Raw genomic sequence first — 19417 nt, 5'->3', positions numbered from 1 at the left:
CCATGCCGCATATCTCAAGCGATTCCGATTTTCAGACTGTCATCACCACCTTTGAAATGACGCCCGGCACATGCTTCGATCTCCTGGATGAACTCAAGGATGCCTATAGCCACTTCATCCGTCATCAGCCGGGCTTTATCGGGGCTGGGCTTCATGTCAACGACGCGCAGACCCGCATTGCCAACTATTCGCAATGGCGGCGGCGTGAGGACTTTCTTGCAATGCTCCGCTCCGATGAAATGCGGACCCGGAACCGGCGGATCAGCGCGCTTTGCAAGAGCTTTGAACCGGTCATGTATGACGTTGTCGAGAGCATCGACTGAGCGGTCCGACAGAAACCTATTCGGCGGGTGATCCCGGGGCTGTTGGCTTGGCCCCGGGACCGTGATCGGCTTGTTATTCGTACTTTGCGAGGATCTTGGCCTGGGTGCCGTCCGCGATCATGCTGTCGAGCGCCGCCTGCATTTTGTCGACAAGCGCCTTGTCCGTGCCCGGATTGCACGCGATGCCGTCAAGCGACTCTGCAAGAACGATTGATTTCTCGACTTCGACGCCGTCACGAACCAATCCGTTAAAGTATGCTTCCGATACCGCAATCAGGTCGGTGCGACCCGCAACGAGTTTTTTGACAGACGTTTCCATGTTTTTTGCCGGGTCGATTTTCGGAAAGCCTTCGTTCTTCAGGATGGACTCTGTGTAATCATCGGTTTGCGTGCCAACGGTGAAGGCTTTGGCTTCTTCCAGATTGGTCGGGTTCACATCTGAGCCCGCCTTTTTGATCAAAAGCGTGGTCGCTTTATTGAGCGGCTCGACCCAAAGGAACTTCGCATCACGTTCTTCGGTATGCGCGGTTGTGAAAACGCAGTAGCCGGCTTCATTCTCGGCAAGACCCAGAGCCCGGGACCATTGAGCCATTTCCACATCATAAGTGATGCCGGCCCGTTTCATGATCTCGAAAGCCTGATCGGCGCCAAGGCCTACAATTTTGTCACCCTCTTTGAAATTGTAGGGTGGGTAGTCTTCCGTTGTAAGCTTGATGTCGGCTGCGAAGACGCTTGTTGCGAAGGTTACTGCGGCAATTGCCGTAATTGCACGAAGAGCGGACATGTGTGTTTCCCCCTGTGGAAAGTCGATCCGATCCCAACGGTCTATCAGGGAGAAAATTTAAGAAGTATTTTAAGGCATTCCGCAGCGGCAGTTCAATTGAAGTTTAGTGAACCAATATCTGCTGGTCTGTTAAAATTCCGAGCGGTTTCTTTTAAGATTTCTTAATACAGCGTCTCCGCCGGCAGAGTTTGATACTGGGGCCCGGTATTTTAACATTGAGAGCCCAAGTAATATATATGTGATTGTGAATTACAACTCAGAATAAATGTCGGGGTGTTGATCCAAATAAAGTATACACAGAACAATTCGTGTAATGAAAAACCCACCGGATGGGTATCCGATGGGTTTGCAGAGTTTTTTTATGATGGTCCGCCAAATAAAATTGCCGATGGGGTTTGTGCCTCAGCGATCTTATGTTTTTCTCTGCTAAAGATGCGATACCCAATCACGATGATTTTCGTCAACCATGTTCCGAGAAGTCTGTTACAGTAACTTCTCAAAATGGGAAGAAGAAGACTGGCGGTGCCGTGAGACGACGATCCGTGACCCTGGAGCAGCTGGAGGTGCCTGATAATGAGCAGGCGCGGCGCAGCGCGCGGCTGATCGAGCTTCATTTGCAACTGACCCGCATCATCCTTGATATGTCACATCAACTGACCATCGATGAAGCAATCATCCGTGAGGTTATATTTGCGAATGATATGCGCGATAGAACGACACATATTTCGGATATTGTCGAATATACGGGTCTTTCTGTCTCGTCCGCACACCGCAAGATCAAGAAGCTGATTGATATGGATCTGGTCGAGCACAGAAAAGAGGGCAAGCGGCTGGTTCTGCGCACATCAACGCGTGTCTTAAACGGCCGCTATTGCTACGATGGTGGCGTCCCCGTGATGGATGTGGCGTTTGACGAGATCAGTAAAATGATCAATGACATACTGCGCGGTTGATTTCCCAAATTGGAAAGTTCCAGTTTCAGCTTTTTAAGACCGGCCGGTCAAAAAAGTTGCCAACTCCTGAGGCGGCTAGTCTGTCGTGCTTGCTTCCCACCGCGCGCGGGATACCACAGGCATCTCCCTCAAGGTGTTGACGGCGGCGTTCAGCTCCTTGCGATCAACGGACGTGCTCACGAGAACAGCGGTGATTTCGATAAGACTGTCCGAAAGAGCGGACTGGCGAATGTCTGCGACAGGATAGCGTGCCTTGTTCAATTCAAGGATGACCGCCTCCCGAACTTCTGAAACATGGCTTGCCTCGGCAATGATGAGCACTTCATAGATTGCCTCGGACTGCTCTTCGTTGAGCGGGGCGCGGTTGATCCAGTTGACCAGCGGCCGGAGCAGCGTATTTCCGGCGATTACGAAGCCGGTGACCATCACTGCCTCTGCGATCATGTCTGCGCCTGCACAAGCGCCAACGGCGGCGGAAGCCCAAAGTGTTGCTGCCGTATTGAGCCCGCGCACATCGGCGCCGTCTTTCATGATAACCCCGGCGCCGAGGAAACCGACGCCGGAAACTACATATGAAATGACCCGTGTCGCACTATCCGCGTCGGTGGAGACAATGAACGCCAGATCGACAAATGCCGCAGCGCCGAGTGCCACCAGGACGTTGGTCCGCAGTCCGGCACTGCGCTGACGATATTGCCGTTCTGCGCCAATGATCGTACCGAGGACAAATGCAGCCAATAGGCTTACGAAACTGTCGGCCATGGAAACGGAATTGAAATTCTGGATAAACAGCATGGTGCACCGGCAAGGTAAGCGACTCAAATACGCAGCTTGCGCGGAGGATTGGCGTGAGCTGCGATGAGACGCAAGCGTTTTTGTTCTCCGGCGGGCCGGTCACGGCTTTTTTGAGCGATGCCTGTACATAGATGGTGCCGGGCAATCCCGGCACCATCTGGCTGAGCGCGTGCGGGCGCCTGGCCTAGTATGTCAGCTTCAGTTTCGTCTGGATTGCGTACGCCCAGGAAGAGCCGTAGTCGTAGTTTGTTGCGGCTTGGTTGGCCGATGCCCGGTTGGTCAAGTCGCCGTTTCCAGGCGTTTTATATGTTGCGGCTGTTCCGATCGACCATTCCATGTGTTCGTTCAACGCGAAGCTGCCGCCAACGCCAAGCGAATAGGTGTCCGAATAGGTCTGACCAATGCCGCGGTCCCATTGGATGCCGGTTTGGAAACTCGCCCAATCGTTGAACTGATGGCCAATCGCGGCACGCACCGTCCATCCGTCTTTATAGCCGAGAAACCGGTCGACGGTCAGCGCTCCGGCGGCATTTGCAACGGTCAGTTCTTCCACGCTCGACCAATTGACCCACTTCACACCGAATGAAGCCAGCCATTTCGGTGCAATCCCGCTTTGTACATTCAGTTCAACCGACTGGGGCAGGGTGATGGATGCAAAACTGTCAAAAGCCGTGACACCCGTGACCTCGGTTGTTCCGTCAAGATCAACGGAAACCGGGGAATCGTAGATCACGCTCGCCCGAATGGCATATTGAGGCACCTCATAGGCAATGCCCGCGCGCCATCCCCAGCCTGGGTCAGCCGATTGCAGATCGACTTTGGTCGGCGCCGAAGCGGTTGCGCTCAGCGCTGTCAGATTTTCCGCATAGTAGGTCAGGTCAACGATGCCGGCGCCACCAATCGCCCGGATGAAATGGCCATCTTGGACCTGAAAGCGATAGCTGCAGCTTGCGTTCCAGGCCGTGCTGCCAGCGGATGTCTTGGTTAGGGAAAAGCGGCCCTGCCAGGTTTCATCCAGATTTTCCTCGATTTGATAAGGATCGTTGACGCGCCCCATACAGGCAATATCGTCGGTGATCTGGAATTTGAGCGCGCCTTGATAGTTCCAGATGTTTGGCGTTGCCCGGCTGGTGGCACGGCCTGGCACAGGCACGCCGCCGAACAGCGTGGCTGATGTGGCCATATAGTCGACGTTGCGATCGACATATTTGTATGTGCCCTCGATCACGAACCGGCCCGGATCGAACAACAGTTCGTTGGACCCGATCCCCAATGTATCCCAGCCCCCGGCCATGGCGGCCTGCGCAGAGATGGCCGCAATGCCTCCAACTGCAACCTGTTTCACAATATCTCGAAAAATATACACTGTTCCCTCCCGTAAAAATGCGCCCACGCCGGTTTGTTGTTTTGAAACAGCAGTGGTGCGCAGATTTTCAAATGCCTCCGCAACCTGCCTAAGAGCTTGTTTCGTATCCTTTTTCTGTCATTGAAACCTGAAAGCGCCGCTCCATCAGCCGTTGATAAAGCGCTGGCGACAGGCGGTTTGCGATATGGGCGAAGCGGGCGACCCGGCCAACCGGAATGAACGGCGTCTTCGCGGAAAGACCCTGGAAAATCGTCCGTGCAGCCACCGCCGCCGGCATTTCATCCAAGCCGTCTTTTGCCGAGCCCGGCCGGGCAAGCCCATTGGCGGTTTTTTGGCTGTTGCCGGAATTCGTTGCGATGAAACTCGGCGCGGCCACAAGACAGGCGACACCATAGGGGGCTTCTTCTGACCGTAAGGACTTGAAGAACCCTTCAAGCGCATGCTTGCTGGCGGCATAGGCCGCCCGGTGTGTCAGCGGTGCGAAACCAGCTACCGAGGAGATGGCAAGATGGACACCGCGTGTTTGCCGCAGATCGAGGATCAGATGTTGAGCGAGATGAACGGCTGAAAAATAATTCACCTCGAACAAATGCCGGTGGGCCTCCGGCTGAAGCGACCCTGCCGGCCCGATATGGGTCAATCCGGCATTGTATACAGCAAGGTCGAGGCTCGGCCGTTCGGCTCGCAACACCCGGCAGGCATTTGCAAGTGCGTTTGGGTCCGTTACATCACAGGCTAGGGGGAGCGTGTTCGGCAGGCTCGAAAGCGCCTCTAAGGCCGGGCCAGGCAGATCGATAAGGGCCGTAAACCAACCATGTTTGCGAAGCTCCGCAGCCAAAGCCTGCCCGAGGCCGCCCGCGCCGCCGGTGATAAGTGCTGTCTTCATCACAATCCCGCCTGTTTTTGCCAAAGCGCGAAAGCTTGTGGGCCGGTAACTTTCGGGATGTAGCCGAACCGTGTCTTGAGCTTGGTATTGTCGAGCACCGGTCGGTATTGCAGGAAACGGACCTGCTCGGGCCCGTATCGCGACAATCCCAGCGGCTTTGAAACCGCAAGATATGCGCGGACGGCCCATGCCGGCAGGCGCACCAGAGGCTTGTTGAGGGTTTGCGCGATCTTTTTGAGACTGACAGGATGGTCTGCCGCCACGTTGTAAATGCCCGCTGGAGCTCTCGTGGCCGCCCGCTCCAAAATCTTCACCAAATCATCGGTCCATATGAACACGAATGGACTGTCAGCGCCGGTCAGGCCCAGCAGACGTGGCTTGCGGAACAGGGCGGTGATCTGGTTTTCAACGCCTGGGCCCAGCACCGTGCAGACGCGCAGTACGACCTGTTCGAGTTCGGGGTGGGTCTCCCGATAGGCGGCCAGCAGCTCTTCGACCGCCCGTTTGTGATCGGAGTAGATAAACTCCGGATTGCCGCGCAGCGCGTCTGTTTCAGTCAAAAAAGGCGGGTTGTCGTGGTGGTAGCCATAGGCTGCGCCAGAGGATGTCACGACCAGACGTCTGACTTTCGCGCTAAGGCAGCCCTCGACGACATTGCGTGTCCCAGCGACGTCCACCTGATAGGCTTGTGCACGATCCCGTGGATCGAGAACCGAGGCCAGATGAACCACTGCATCCGGCCGAAGATCCCTTAGAACCTGCTCAATGCCCGGAGCGGTGACATCCAGAGCCACGCATTCGATCCCGTCGGGCACGTGTTCTGGCGTCCGGATGTCTGATGCGATCACAGTGTGCCGGGTTCCATGCAAGGCGTGGCACAGGTGACGCCCGACAGTGCCGTCAGCTCCGGTGATCAGGATCCGCTTCATCGGGCTGCCTCCGTGCGCGAAAACCACTTTGCCAGCGCCAGCCCTGACACTGCGTGCCAAACACCCCAGAACGCCGCGACAACGGCCATTCCGCCAAGGCCTTGGAAAAAGCCGAAGATCAGCACCAATCCGAGGCCAGAGTTTTGAATGCCCGTTTCGATCGACAGGGCACGCCGGTCGTAGGGGCTAAGGCCGGTCAGCGTTGCAATGAGATAGCCGCTCGTCAGGGCGAGCGCGTTATGTGCGACCACGATGGGCACAATCTCGCCCGCAAACGCCGTGAAAAACGTCCAGTTTGCTGTCAGTGCGAGGCCGATGAACGCCATGAAGATCGCCATCGAAAGGATCTGCAGGGGGCGGCGGATGGTGGTTGCCGCAAGCGGGGCCTTGGCGTTCAATGTCATGCCGAGCATGAGCGGCACGAGGAGCATGAGGGAAACAGTCAGCGCCACTTGAACCGGGTTGATTTCAATGGCAGTCAAAAGCGCACGGCTCGGTTCGTATAGCCCGCCCCAAAAGGCGATATTGACCGGTGTCAGCACCACCGAGCCGATGGTGCTGAACGCGGTCAATGAAACCGACAAGGCGGCATTTCCACCCGCCCGGTGCGTGATGAAATTGGAAATGTTTCCGCCAGGGCAGGCAGCCACAAGAATAAGGCCAAGCGCGATTGACCCGCGTGGCTGGACGGCCAGAACCAGCAAGAATGTCACGGCCGGCAGCATCAAAAACTGCGCGAATATTCCGACCAAAAACGGTTTTGGCGTGCGCAGAAGGGCCCTGAAATCGGCCGTTTGAATTTCGATCGCGACCGCGAACATGACGATTGCCAAGATCGCGTTCAACAAGACCATGCTGCCGGGCGAAAAATTCAGCAGCACCGAATCCACATCGCTCATGAGGCAGCCTTTTGCAGTGATGCAATCCGGCTGGTGAGCGCTCTGCGGTAGCTGGTCTTGTCGACGTAATAGGCCATGCGGTCGAGCTTGAGGTAGTCAATGCCGCCGGTCTGGCGCTTGAATCCGTTGGCCTTTTCACGCCGGATGGCATCAGCGGCGGTGGATTTTTGTTCCAATCCCTTGATGTACCGCGCCACCAGCTCGGCCTGTTCATGCCGTCCTTGCCAGCCAAGCCCGGTCGCCTCTACCATGCCAAGAACAAACAGATCGTCCCGGTCCGGATGCATGCAGTTTAAAAACAGGTCAGGGGCCGCCCCCGTCCAATTCAGCAAGGCCTTGTCGATAAACGGATAGTCGAGCACATAACCTGTGGCCGTGACGATCATGTCGTAGCTGGCCTGGGTTCCATCGGAAAACTGAACGATTTTCCCGTTAAGCCGCGCAATGTCCGGTTTGATCCCGACATCGCCGTGCCCGGCATGAAACAAGATCAGGGAATTGACCACCGGGTGGCTTTCGTAAAGTTTGTAATCGGGCTTGGGGAAGCCGTAGCGTTGCGGGTCTCCAGCAAACCAGCGCAAGATGACGCTGTCGATCTTGCGCTTCAGCCACATTGGCAAGTGTGCAGTGCCATTCAGCGTATCGGCGGCGCGGCCGAAAACATATTTCGGGACGAAGTAGTAGCCCCGCCGCATGGACAGGTCGACTGACTTGGCATGGTGGACCGCGTCGACCGCCATGTCGCAGCCGGAATTTCCTGCGCCGACAATCAGGACCCGTTTGCCGTTAAACTGCCGGGCCGATTTGTAATCGGCGGCGTGGATCAGCTCGCCTTCAAAATTGCCTTCAAAGACGAGGCGGCGTGGTGTCGACAACGTGCCATTGGCGATCAGGAGGCCTTTGTAGACACTTTGGTGTTCTCGCCCGTCTTGGGTCTTCCAGGTAAGGCGCCATCCGGCGCCGCTTGGGCCGATTGGAACGGCCTTCAGCACTTCTGTCTTGAAACTGTAGCACCCGTAGAGACCGAAATGCTTAGCAAAACTCTGGAAGTATTGCCTCATTTGCCGGTGAGACGGATAGTCCGGTGTGCCGTCCGGCATTGGGAAGTCGGCAAATTCGGTGGTGGTTTTTGAGGAAATCAGGTGAGCAGATTCGTACATTGTGGACCGTGGGCCGGTGATGTCCCACACCCCGCCCACATCGCTGTGCATTTCAAAACCTTGAAAAGCGATACCTTGTTCCCGCAGCACCTTGGCCATGGCCAAACCCATGGGGCCGGCTCCGATCAAGGCATATTGATCGCGGGTGTCCGGGAGCGTGTCCGGCAGCCCTGCCTCTGGGACGGGTTCGGTTTTTTGTGGCATGGTTCCTCCCGCACACGCTATGGTTTCTATTAAATTGAACGAATGTTCAAATTAAGGCAAGAGATTTTGTAATGTCGAGCCCGAAAACGTCCACGCGCCGGCGCGCACCGAGCAAAAAATCGCTGGCAACCAAAGCGCGGATCCTGGATGCAGCGGAAAGCTTGTTTGCCGTGCGCGGCTTCGACGGGACCTCAATTCGCGACATCGCCGCCGAGTCCGGTTCACCGGTTGCCTTGGTCAATCATCATGGCGGGCCGAAAGAGGATCTGTTTCATGCAGTTGTGGCGCGGCGTGCGGAAACCCTGGCGGAGTTGAGGCTGGAAGCGCTGGAAACGCGCAAGGCAGAGTCGGGGGATCTGATTTTGCGGGAAATCTTGAGTTGTTTCGTGCGCCCGTTTTTGCACCTTGCTTTCGGGCCGGACAAGGGATGGGTCGCTTATGGTCGCCTCATAGCGCTGGTTTCGGCCGATGAGCGCTGGAAGGAAATCGCGGCTGAGTGTTTTGACCCGACCGTATCTGTGTTTTTGGACGAGCTTTCGGAAATCTGTCCCAACGCTTCCCGCACGACCTTGAGTGCTGCCTTCGTTTTTATGGTGTCAGGCATGCTCGCACTGACATCCTCCAGCTGGCGGATTGGCGCGGTGGCGAAGCTCAAAGAGGAGACTGACCTCGTGGAAGCCTTGCTAGACTATTCAGAGGCCGGGTTTATCCGGCTTTGCGGCGATACAGCTCGTTGATATTCAAAGCTAGTCCCTGGACGGGGGCGGGGCCGTTGATTGGCGCACAACCAGCGAACCACGGATCGCGAAATCCGTTTGTTCCTCGGTCGGCAGGAAAATACGCTCGACGGCACCCGATGCCATATCCTCAATGGGCTGGCGCAAAGTCGTCAGGCGGGGAACCACAAGGGAGGCCAAGGCGATATCATCGAAACCGGTGACTGACAGGTCTTGCGGAACGTTGATCCTAAGGTCGCGCGCGCTGCGCATGACGCCGATCGCCTGCTGGTCACTGGCAGCGGCGATGGCCGTCGGCCGCTCGGACGGGCTGCTTTCCAAAATCAGTCGGCCGATCGCTTCACCCGCATCATAGCTGAAATCGCCATGATAGATGGCGAGCTCCACCGGGTCGTCGTCGCTGGTCAGTTTTTCGATTTGCTCGACAAACCCATCCCGCCGTTCCCGCGACACGCCCATGCCTTCCGGTCCGGCGATGTAGGCGATTTTTCGGTGGCCGAGATCATGCAGGTGGGCGGCGAGTTTGCGCGAACCGTCCCGCTGATCAGTCGCAACAAGCGGGTACGATCCGTACCTGCGGTCGAGAGAAACGATTGGAATATCGGCTGTAAACGGACGGCTGCCATCGGTCGCAGCAACGACGAAGATCCCGGAGACCGCCCGGTCATGAAGCGCCGAGACCTGTGTGCGTTCCGTGTCCGGATCGTCGTGGGAATTGGCCAGCATGACCGATTGACCGCGTGTTGCCGCTTCCATCTCAATGTTCTTGGCAAGCTGGGCGAAGAACGGATTGGTAATGTCCGGCACGATCAGACCGACGACGTCGATACTGTTGGTTCTCAGTGCTCTGGCTGCCAGATTCGGTTTGTAGTTCAGCTCGCGCATCGCCGACAGAACCCGCTTGCGCAGGTCTTCCTTGACGGTGTCGTTGTCTGCAAGCACGCGTGATACCGTGCCTACGGACACGCTGGCTTTCTTGGCTACGTCTTTTATCGTCGGCATGCGGGACCGTTTATTCGGATTGCTCATCATGTTTGAACCACTATGGCACAAAACAATCAAGCACTTGTGAAGGTCACGCTGTCTCTACCGCAGAAAAGGTCTCCAACTCTTTAAGATCGGGCAGCGAGGAGGAGGCACCTTTGCGTGTCGTCGCGAGCGCGGCGGCGCGCATGGCAAATGCGATGGCCTCTTCAAAATGGCTGCCTCGTGCAAGTTCGGCCGCCAATGCGCCATTGAAGCAGTCTCCTGCCGCTACGGTGTCGATGGCTGCAACCTTTGGTGCTGTGCGCATGCCGCGTTCGTTTCCAAAGGACCAGGCAACGCCATGACCGCCCATCGTCACCACGGCGCCTTTGAGTCCGCGGCCTGCTAGAGTATCAGCGGCCGCGAGTGCGTCCTCCAGGGTGCTCAGCGTCCGGCCGAGCAGGCTTCCGGCCTCGCTTGCATTGGGTGTTAGAATATCAAATGCCGCCAAAACATCCGGTCCCCATGCGGCAGCCGGCGCGGGCGCTGGATCCATAATCACCAAGGCATCACCCTGACGGGCAAGACGGGCAGCGGCTAGCGACGTTTCCAGGGCGATTTCGTTTTGCAGCAGCACGACGCTGCTGTTTTGCAGAAGGTCTGCGTGCTGTTCCGCATCGGCTGGCCGCAGGGCGGCGTTGGCCCCTGCGGACAGGCGGATCAGATTGTTGCCGTCCGGGCCGACGTCGATGAATGCCAAACCTGTTTGATGGTCTGCCAGTTGGGCAAGACGGCATGTGACGCCGAGGCCTTTCAGATCTGCCGCGGCGCTCTGGCCGAAAGCATCTTGGCCTATGGCGGCGACCAGCGTCACATCCGCCCCGAGTTTTTTGGCCGCGACAGCCTGGTTGGCCCCTTTGCCGCCAAGCGCGGTGGCGGTCTCGCGAACCGGAATGGTTTCGCCAATCTCGGGCCAGCGGTCGAGATAACACACCAGATCGATATTGACGCTGCCAACTATGGTCACCGGTTTCAAAACGCTACTCCGCTGATCAGGATGATATTGGCATAGGGCGTCGTTTCGCCGGTCCGGATCACGGCCCGGGCTTTTGCCGTGCGCGCCTTGAACGCAGTGTGAGACACCTTGGTCACCGGATTGCCGGTTTCCGTCCCGGCACGCCAGGCACTGAGTTCGCGCTGCATAAGTTTCTCGGTTTCCACCCCGGCCTCTTCGGCGTAAACCGCGCCCTCTATGACCAGTTCGCTGCGCAGGGCGCTCAGCACTTGGGCCAGGCTTGGCACGCCGGCGGTCACCGCAAGGTCGATGACATCGGTGCCCGCGGGAACGGGCAGGCCCGCATCGGCGACCACGATTTCATCCATATGCCCGAGCGAAGCAACCAGTGCGCTCAGGTGACGGTTAAGCAGAGCGGTTTTCTTCATTTGGCGGTGTACTTTGCGCGGTAATGGTCGAGGATGACAGCGAAGACGATTACGATACCGGTAATCATCTGCCGCATAAAGTCGCTTAGGCCAATAAGTATCAGCCCATTTGCCAGGACACCGATGATAATGGCGCCAAGCAGGGTGCCGATTACCGATCCACGCCCGCCGCTGAGGCTGGTGCCGCCGATAATGACCGCGGCAATGGCATTGAGTTCAAAGCCGATCCCGGCAATCGGGCTGGAGATGTTCAAACGGGCCATATAGACGATGGCAGCAATGCCTGCAGTGAAGCCGCAGATCGTGAAGGCCGCCACTTTGTACCAGAACACTGGGTGGCCCGCGAGCCGCACGGCCTCCTCGTTGTTGCCGATACCGTAAAGCAAGCGGCCGAAAACGGTGTAGTTCAAAACGAACCAGGCCACCAAAACAAGGAGCAGCGCAACAATGAACACCACCGGAACACCATAAATCATGGCCGAGCCGAATTCCTCGAACGCGATCGGAAACGCGTAGATCGTCTGGGCATCGGACACTTGCAGCGCAGCACCGCGGGCAATGTTCAGCATGCCAAGGGTGATGATGAACGAGGGCAGTGCCCAATAAGCACTGATGACGCCGTTGAACACGCCGCACAATACGCCGGTCATCGTCGCCGCAACCACTGCCAGCGCGATGGCCTCTGCGGGGCCGAAGCCGGGCAGCGTAATGGCCTTGCCGGCGACCACCGCAGCAAACGCCATAACCGAGCCGACCGACAAATCAATGCCGCCGATCAGGATCACAAAGGTCATACCGACGGCCAGGATCAGATTGATGGTGATCTGGGTCAGGATGTTGGTGATGTTGTTGGCTGTCAGAAAGTGTTCGGTAAAGACCGAAAAGAACAGGATCAGCGCGAGCAGGGCAAGCCCGATACCGGCATTGTTCAAGACGGAGCGGAGCGAGATGGCACGTTTGACCTGTCCGGTCTCCGCAAGCGTTTGTGTTGTCATTGGGTCAGTCCCCCGGCCTGCTCGCTGCGGCCATAAGCCAGTTTGAGTATGTTTTCTTCCGAGAATTCCGGGCGCTTCAGTTCGCCTTGAATTTCATGGTCTGAGAGCACAAGGATACGATCGGACAAGGTCATCAGCTCGGGCATCTCCGAGGAGACGACCAGGAGCGCAACGCCCTCACGCGCCAGCCCTTTCAAAATTGCGTAGATTTCGGCCTTTGCGCCGACATCGACACCGCGGGTCGGCTCGTCCAGAAGCAGCACCTTCGGATTGCGTACCAGCCATTTGGCGAGCACGACCTTTTGCTGGTTGCCGCCGGACAGGCTGGAGGCGGGATCGGCGGTGTCGCCATATTTCAGCTTGAGTTTTGCGCCCGCGTCCCGGGCTTGCCGGTTTTCTTCTGCAAACTTGATCAGCCCGAGATTGGATACAGACGCAATGTTGGCCATGGAGCTGTTGGCCGCAATCGGCATGTCGAGCACAAGCCCTTCACCTTTGCGGTCTTCGGTCACGAATCCGAGGCCCGAGGCAATGGCATCTCCGGGGCCCTTGAAACGCACTTCCTTCTCGTCGCGCAGGATTCGGCCGGACTGGATCGGGTCCATCCCGAAGATTCCGCGCAGGATCTCCGTGCGTCCGGCACCGACGAGGCCGGCAATGCCGACAATCTCGCCATAATGCAGATCGAAAGTGACACCCGTCGGTTTCGGGTTCGCGGCCGTGCGCAGATCCTGAACACCAAGCGCAACCGGGCCCAGGGAAAGCGTTTCGTGGCCCTCGGCGATCTGCGCCTCCAGCCGCCGCCCAACCATGCGGTGAACGACGCCTTCGGGCGAGGTGTCCGAGATCAGATCGGTGGCGATGGTTTTGCCGTTTCTGAACACGGTCACGCGGTCACAGATCCGGAACACTTCATCAAGGTGATGCGAAACAAACACAACCGTGACGCCGTCGGCCTTGATGCTCTCGACAATCTCAAAAAGCCGTTCGGTTTCACGTTTGGTGAGGGTTGCCGTCGGCTCGTCAAGAATCAGGATGCGGCTCCTGGATTGAAGCGCGCGCGCAATCTCGACGAGCTGACGGTGCGCAATGCCGAGGGATGCGATGGGGGCACGTACATCGATGTCGGTCAGGCCGATCGCCTCGAGCGCAGTTACCGCACGACGGTTCAGCTCTTTTTTATCAAGAAGTCCGAGGCGGGTGCGCGGCAGTTTTTCGATCGATATGTTTTCGGCAATGCTGAGGTGATCCAGAAGGTTGAATTCCTGGTGAACGACCTGGACGCCGCTGATTTTTGCATCATGCGGGCTGGCCGGCTGATAGGCCGCCCCGTCCAGGTGGATCTGTCCGGCGTCATAGGCAAACACCCCGGACAGGATCTTGATCAGCGTCGATTTTCCGGCGCCATTTTCACCAACGAGCGCGTGCACTTCGCCCTGTTTGAGTGAAAAGCTGACACTGTCGAGCGCTTTTACGCCGCCAAAGTGTTTTTTTAACCCTTCAACGGCGAGGAAGGCCTGTTGCGGGGAGGGTGTGGCGGGCGCTGCATCAAAATCGGCTGCGGCCATGGCGATTGTCCATGCGTGGCTGGAGAAAAAGGAGCCCCGGTTTGAAAGGTCAAACAGGGGCCTTGATGCGACGTAAGGTCAGTCGGCGGTCACCAGCTCGATCGGCGTTTTGACCCAGCCTTCCAGTTCCGGACCGCCATTGACGACTTCCAGAGCAAGGTCGATCGCATTGGCCGCCATATCGGTACCAAACTGATCAACGGTTGCCAGCATACGGCCGTCTTCGATCATCGGGCCAACGGCCGGGATGTTGTCGAAGCCGACGACCAGAATGTCGTCACGGCCCGCGCTTTCAAGCGCCTTAACCACGCCGATGGCCATGGAATCATTGGCAGCCATCACGCCCTGAATGTCCGGATGTGCGGTCAGCATGTTGGAAAACACCGAGTTTGCCTCCTCGGTTTCCCAATGTGCCGTTCGGCTGTCGAGAAGGTCGAGCTTGTATTCAGCCACGGAGTCTTCAAAGCCAAGCCGGCGCTGGGTTGCGTTGTCGGCGCCCGGATTGCCTTCGATGATCACGACCTTGCCGCCTTCGCCGAGTTTCTTGCCCAGTGCATCACCGGCAAGCTTGGCTCCGCCGCGGTTGTCCGGACCGACAAAAGCCAGTTCGACACCGCGCTGCTTTTTTGCCTCTTCATCGAGTGCCACGTCGAAATTGACCACAACGATGCCGGCGTCCATCGCCTTTTTCAGAGGACGGACCATCGCGCGGCTGTCTGCAGGGGCGACCACGATGGCGTCAACGCCTTGGGTGATGAAGTTTTCAACCGCATTGATCTGCGATTCAAAATCCGTCTCGTTCTGCATGCCCACGGCCAGCAGCTCGTAGTCGCCGCGCTTTTCCTGATGCGCTTCCGCGCCGACCATCATGTTTTGAAAGAACTCGTTGGCCAACGACTTCATGATCAGGCCGACCACCGGCTTGTCGTCTGCCATTGCGGTACCGGCAAGCATAGCAAGGCCGCTCACCGCGCCAGCGGCGATCTTAAGTAACTTCATGATTTTCCTCCCGAATAGGTCAGGCCCTTACCGGATTGTTTCCCGGTATCGAGGCTGCCCCATTTGAATGCACGGTAAAAAGCGGACGTCAATATGAAACGTTTCATTTATTTAAATGCATTCATAATTATCTGAGGATGCGCCGTTGCGAGATTTGAATTTCGGCAGGAGCAACAAAAGGTTATTGGGGGGCAAGAGCAGGGGGCTGCAATGTGGAAAAAATCCGGTCTCCGGACCAGCTGAGATCGTTTTACAGGCGCGGCATTTGCATGACCGCGAAACCCTGGCCGGAAAAGAAGCGCAGATGCGCCCTGGGGCAGCACCCGTCCGCTTCGGTATTTTGTACTCAGTTTCTTCCGCGGCAGCTTTGCGGCGGCGAGAGGCTCCCGCCGTCCGCTTGAGGGTGTCCGCGGCGTTAGGCTGCGCGGTTGAACCAGCTGGAGGTCACCGGTTCGGCGAATTCGACACCGCAACCGGAGCCGGTTTGGCGGACGACCTTGGCCCGGACCTCGCTTCCATCGAGGAACGAAAGCATGACCTCTTCGCCGATCTCCAGGTCGGTCACGTCAAACAGCTGCGCGCCTGTGGTGCTGAGGTCGAGCAGCTGAACCAGCTTGCGCCGGCCATTTTTCAACGTAAGGGTCACATCTTCACTGAAGCTCTTGCGGCTTGCGCGGCGCCGGTCTTCAACATCTTTGGTCACGCCCTGCAGGAATTTCTCGACCTCTTCGGCCAGGTTGGCACTGGCGGTTGAGACGAGCTCGGATGCGTTGTTCACGGCGGCGGCCTCGTCTGACGTCTGCAAGACGGCACCGGACACGCTGGCCATGCTGGAGGCCGCAGCGCCGGTGCTGTCGCTGGCTGAACGCGCCGAACGGGCAATTTCCTGGTTCGCGGAGCGTTGTTCCTCGATTGCGCCTGCAACGGAGCTGGTCAGGTCCTGAACCTCGGACACTTTGGCGCTGATATGTTCGATTGCGCCAGCCGCATCGCGGACCGAGTTCTGAATGCCGGAAATCCGGCCTGAAATCTCGTCGGTGGCTTTCGAGGTTTGCTCGGCCAGTTCCTTGACTTCGGAGGCGACCACCGCAAAGCCCCGACCCGCTTCACCGGCCCGGGCCGCCTCGATGGTGGCGTTGAGGGCAAGCAGATTGGTTTGCGCTGCAATATCGCGGATCAGGTTGACCACGCTGCCGATATGATCGGCGGCTTCCGACAGATTGCGGACATTCTGGTTGGTCGCCTCGGCAGCTTCCACGGTTTCCAGAACGATCCTGCTTGTGGCCTCTGTCTGGCTGGCGATTTCCTGAACGGTTGCGGTCATTTCCTCCGTCGCCGCGGCAACCGCGGCAACGTTTTCTGAAGCGTTGTCGGACGCATTGCCGGCTTGATCTGATTCGGACTTCGCGTTGGTGGCAAGCTCTTCCAGCGTTTGCGCGGCAGAACGCATGCGGTCCATCTGTTCACCGACGGTTGCCAGCCGGTCGCTCATAATGGCCTTGAAGTCGTTGATCAGATTTTCCAAAAGGGTCTGGCGTTGGCGCTCCCTGTCCCGTTCGCTGCGGGCATGGCTTTCCAGTTCGACGCGTTGGACCGCATTGTCCTTGAAGACTGCAAGAGCCTTGTACATGTCGCCGATTTCATCGTTCTGACCATTTTCCTCGACCTCAACATTGATGTCGCCGCCGGCCAGGCTGTTCATGGCAACAACAACCTTGTTGATTTGCCGCGAGATGGTGCGGGCCGCCAGCAGGCCGACCCCAGCGGCCACCCCCAGAAGGACAGCACCGATCGCAAGCATCTGGTTGCGCATGGCAACAACCGGCGCGATGGCCTCGTTGTAGGCCTGAAGCGCAACGATTGCGAACTTGCTCCCCTGATAGTCAAGGCTGATCGCCTCGACATCCAATTGCTCACTGCGGTGAAGCGTGCCGTATCCAAAAGCCTCGCCTTCGGCAAAGGCCTGGTCAATCACCGGACTGTCCAGTTTCGTCGCCAGAATGTCGTTTTGGTCTGCGGTGGCTTCCGAATCGTTGCGCAGAAACCGATCTTCGCCGACCAGCAAAAGCTCGCCCGTGGTGCCAAGTCCCTGGCTTTGCCGCATCAAGTCGTTGATTTTGTCGATCGGCATCTGAAACGCTAGCACGCCGATGGTTTCGCCGTCGCTGCGCACCGGATGCGCCATGAAGCTGGCCGGTGCGTCATAACTTGGCCCATATGGCGCAAAGTCTTCGAAGGCGACCGTGTCCCGTGACGTAATGGCCATGGCCTTGCGAAAAACCTCGCCGAGGTCCGAGGCGGCCCATTCTCCGCCACCCGATGTGAAATTGGTGGCGTAGTCAAGCTCCTTGAACACCGAATAGACAAGGTTGCCTTTGGTGTCGAACAGGAAAACGTCATAGTAGCCCTGATCCTGCTGCAGCGCCCGGAACCAGGGGTGGTATTTGGCATGCGCATCGTCGTAGGCCGACCCGGTGTCGCCCCTGTCCAAAAGATGTTTTTCGCCCGTCGGATGCGGGTTGTCGGTGATGTAGGCGGCTTGAAGTGTGGTCTCAGGCGTGCCGCCGGAGGTTTCCCAGAATTCCCAGATATTGGCGAATTCCTTGACTGCAGCAATCGTGCCCGGGTTACCGGCGGTGAGCACCAATTCGCGTTCGATCGCCTGAAGATATGCCAGTGTCTCCTGCTTGCCGGTCTCCGCCGCCGCTCTCAAGCGTTCCTGAGTCAGGCCTTCAACGCTTTGGACGGAGGTCAGATAACTTGAGATCCCGATGCCGATCCCAACAACAGCTGCAGCGCCGACCACCAAAGCCGGTATTTTTTTAGACAAACGCATCGCAGAAAAAGCCCCTTACCGCGTCCGCACAAGCCGTGCATAGGTTTGAACTAGACGTAAGGTAAGTTTATCACGTGAACAAAACTCTAATGAATTGGCGGGTTTGACAAAAGTATCAGACTTTAAGGTTGCTGATCACGGGCCCGGTTGTGACAAGACAGTGATCCAGCCCAGTGATCCAGCCCTGTGATCTGGCCGGCCGGCAAAGCGGGTCGGACCGAACAAGACGGCAAGCTGGCCATATGACCGGGTGAGTTGCCTCCCTGCGGCCGCGGCTTATCGCCTGGGCACGAGGCCGGCCTTGTCCGTCCGCGGCAGCTTGCCCCATGCGTCGCACACGCTGTGCAATGACGCCTGTCAGAAGGCCTTTTGGGTACATGAAAGCATGCAGTGCGCACCGTAGCCCAAAAAAGGCATGAGGCTTCAAGTGGGAACAGCGGGCCCCAGCTGATCAGGAGCAGTTTAGAGGTGAGAAGTAATTTGAATGTTGGAAAATATTTGCCGGATGGGCCATTGCCGCCGCAGAGGTCAACAAAGGCTATTTAGATAAGATCAACGCGTCCCAGTCGGCAAAATTTCATATGGCACGTTATGCGAATCCGGGCAGGTGGCGCTTAAGTCAGCTGCTCGTCAGTGTCTTCGGGTCTTTAAAACAGAACTTGCGATGCATTTCAGAAGTCGTTCCAAAAGTCTTTGAATGCTTCCATAAAAATTGCTTGGTTGTTCGGTTCCCAGCACACCGGATGCCCGTTGCGAAGTAGGTAATGGATGCCGTTGGCGCACCTCAGATCGCTCTTATCCGGCATGTCATAAATGTGATTGAAGCATTTTATGACAGTTTCCTGGTAGCTGGTCCCAAAAAAGTTGTTCGGGACATTCCAGAGCATGCCTTCCAAAAAATATGAGGGAGCGACTCCATCTTGCAAGCGGCCTTCATTCACCATTCGGTTCCGAATGTTTTTAAAGATTCGGACGGTCGGCTTGAAATATTTACTGGTGTTTTGGTGTTTGTTCGTACAGTTGGTCGAATGCTGCTTAGGGTAGTTGACGATTTTTGTGCCGTCTTTCTTCCAAAATACAATGCCTTCCAGATAGGAAGGCTTGCCGTTCGCGAGGTAGCTAGTGTAATGGCGATGTTCTGCACAGGCCAGAATGTCGGCATCGCGGCGGTTACCATTTCCGGGCACGTAGATGGCTTTGCCACTTCCATCTACGCCATTGCCGAAATTCTTAATCAGCCAAGCGGTAACTTCTTCAGAAAATTTGGGCAGTGTGTATTCGGCAGCTGACCGCATGCGATCATAGTTCGCCTTTTCCGCCTGCGTAAGGTCGCTGGTGTCGGAATAGAAGATCGAGCTGAGCCGAATTACGATATCCACGTCGCTATCGGCCCATACGTTCGTGTTGTTACCGTAAGAGCCCTGTAGGAATGTATCGAATTCCTTCAGGTGATATGAAGAATCGGCATCGTTCAGGACATCACTGATCGTTCTGTAAGTGGAGGCCGACTGTTGAATGCTGCCTTGGGACGACCATGTTTCAAGTTGTGCTTCACCGACTGCCATTCTTGTGTC

General features: G+C 57.1%; 18 protein-coding genes. 3 read left to right on the top strand and 15 right to left on the bottom strand.

Going from position 1 to position 19417, the window contains the following annotated elements; all coding sequences use genetic code 11:
- Positions 1 to 2 precede the first annotated feature (2 nt).
- The gene (locus tag JM93_RS03700) at positions 3 to 323 is read left to right on the top strand and encodes an antibiotic biosynthesis monooxygenase family protein (RefSeq protein ID WP_145340683.1); all 321 of its coding nucleotides are present in this window, start codon (positions 3 to 5) and stop codon (positions 321 to 323) included.
- A 73-nt stretch (positions 324 to 396) separates the two neighbouring features.
- Here the strand turns inward: JM93_RS03700 and JM93_RS03695 are convergent, their stop codons facing one another.
- Positions 397 to 1107: a substrate-binding periplasmic protein gene (locus tag JM93_RS03695; RefSeq protein ID WP_145340682.1), complete on the bottom strand. Its 711-nt coding sequence runs from the start codon at positions 1105 to 1107 to the stop codon at positions 397 to 399.
- A 413-nt stretch (positions 1108 to 1520) separates the two neighbouring features.
- Here JM93_RS03695 and JM93_RS03690 point away from each other — a divergent pair, with 413 nt between their 5' ends.
- Positions 1521 to 2060, top strand: coding sequence for a winged helix-turn-helix domain-containing protein (locus JM93_RS03690; RefSeq protein WP_145340681.1), 540 nt, complete (start codon positions 1521 to 1523; stop codon positions 2058 to 2060).
- Between the two features lie 75 nt (positions 2061 to 2135).
- On the opposite strand, the gene JM93_RS03685 is transcribed toward JM93_RS03690, so the two are convergent.
- From JM93_RS03685 to JM93_RS03660, 6 genes are all read right to left on the bottom strand, one after another.
- A complete protein-coding gene (locus JM93_RS03685) occupies positions 2136 to 2855 on the bottom strand; it encodes an MgtC/SapB family protein (RefSeq protein ID WP_145340680.1) in 720 nt (239 codons plus the stop codon).
- Positions 2856 to 3039: 184 nt separating this feature from the next.
- A complete protein-coding gene (locus JM93_RS03680; protein WP_208994900.1) occupies positions 3040 to 4221 on the bottom strand; it encodes an OmpP1/FadL family transporter in 1182 nt (393 codons plus the stop codon).
- Positions 4222 to 4309: 88 nt separating this feature from the next.
- Positions 4310 to 5107 (bottom strand): SDR family NAD(P)-dependent oxidoreductase, encoded by a 798-nt coding sequence (locus JM93_RS03675; protein WP_145340679.1) that lies wholly within the window; start codon positions 5105 to 5107, stop codon positions 4310 to 4312.
- On the bottom strand, positions 5107 to 6036 hold the full coding sequence (locus tag JM93_RS03670; RefSeq protein ID WP_145340678.1) for an SDR family oxidoreductase: 930 nt from the start codon (positions 6034 to 6036) through the stop codon (positions 5107 to 5109). Before JM93_RS03670 ends, JM93_RS03675 begins: the two co-directional genes overlap by 1 nt.
- Positions 6033 to 6935 (bottom strand): bile acid:sodium symporter family protein, encoded by a 903-nt coding sequence (locus JM93_RS03665; protein ID WP_145340677.1) that lies wholly within the window; start codon positions 6933 to 6935, stop codon positions 6033 to 6035. The genes JM93_RS03670 and JM93_RS03665 overlap by 4 nt, the downstream gene beginning before the upstream one ends.
- Positions 6932 to 8299 (bottom strand): flavin-containing monooxygenase, encoded by a 1368-nt coding sequence (locus JM93_RS03660; protein WP_145340676.1) that lies wholly within the window; start codon positions 8297 to 8299, stop codon positions 6932 to 6934. Before JM93_RS03660 ends, JM93_RS03665 begins: the two co-directional genes overlap by 4 nt.
- Positions 8300 to 8370: 71 nt before the next feature.
- On the opposite strand from JM93_RS03660, the gene JM93_RS03655 reads away from it, so the two are divergent.
- Positions 8371 to 9036, top strand: coding sequence for a TetR/AcrR family transcriptional regulator (locus JM93_RS03655; RefSeq protein ID WP_145340675.1), 666 nt, complete (start codon positions 8371 to 8373; stop codon positions 9034 to 9036).
- Between the two features lie 9 nt (positions 9037 to 9045).
- On the opposite strand, the gene JM93_RS03650 is transcribed toward JM93_RS03655, so the two are convergent.
- From JM93_RS03650 to JM93_RS03615, 8 genes are all read right to left on the bottom strand, one after another.
- Entirely contained in the window at positions 9046 to 10038 is a 993-nt protein-coding gene (locus tag JM93_RS03650; protein WP_145340674.1) for a LacI family DNA-binding transcriptional regulator, read from the bottom strand.
- Positions 10039 to 10111: 73 nt separating this feature from the next.
- Positions 10112 to 11029, bottom strand: a complete 918-nt coding sequence (locus JM93_RS03645; RefSeq protein WP_244300759.1) for a ribokinase — start codon at positions 11027 to 11029, stop codon at positions 10112 to 10114.
- Between the two features lie 5 nt (positions 11030 to 11034).
- Positions 11035 to 11445, bottom strand: a complete 411-nt coding sequence (gene rbsD, locus JM93_RS03640) for a D-ribose pyranase (protein WP_145340672.1) — start codon at positions 11443 to 11445, stop codon at positions 11035 to 11037.
- Complete coding sequence (locus tag JM93_RS03635) at positions 11442 to 12440, bottom strand: ABC transporter permease (protein WP_145340671.1); 999 nt, start codon at positions 12438 to 12440, stop codon at positions 11442 to 11444. Before JM93_RS03635 ends, rbsD begins: the two co-directional genes overlap by 4 nt.
- Complete coding sequence (locus tag JM93_RS03630) at positions 12437 to 14008, bottom strand: sugar ABC transporter ATP-binding protein (protein ID WP_145340670.1); 1572 nt, start codon at positions 14006 to 14008, stop codon at positions 12437 to 12439. Before JM93_RS03630 ends, JM93_RS03635 begins: the two co-directional genes overlap by 4 nt.
- 78 nt (positions 14009 to 14086) lie before the next feature.
- The gene (locus JM93_RS03625) at positions 14087 to 15007 is read right to left on the bottom strand and encodes a sugar ABC transporter substrate-binding protein (protein WP_145340669.1); all 921 of its coding nucleotides are present in this window, start codon (positions 15005 to 15007) and stop codon (positions 14087 to 14089) included.
- 415 nt (positions 15008 to 15422) lie between these two features.
- Positions 15423 to 17843 carry a methyl-accepting chemotaxis protein gene (locus tag JM93_RS03620; protein WP_145340668.1) on the bottom strand — a complete coding sequence of 807 codons (2421 nt, stop codon included), beginning with the start codon at positions 17841 to 17843 and terminating at the stop codon, positions 15423 to 15425.
- 671 nt (positions 17844 to 18514) lie between these two features.
- Positions 18515 to 19408, bottom strand: coding sequence for a nucleotidyltransferase domain-containing protein (locus JM93_RS03615; protein ID WP_145340667.1), 894 nt, complete (start codon positions 19406 to 19408; stop codon positions 18515 to 18517).
- Between the last annotated feature and the right edge of the window lie 9 nt (positions 19409 to 19417).

Origin of the sequence: Roseibium hamelinense (assembly GCF_007830545.1) — a bacterium.
In the GTDB taxonomy this organism is placed as follows: Bacteria; Pseudomonadota; Alphaproteobacteria; order Rhizobiales; family Stappiaceae; genus Roseibium; species Roseibium hamelinense.
Note: the sequence above shows the minus strand (reverse complement) of the source record. Positions and strands in the feature narration are given on the sequence as shown.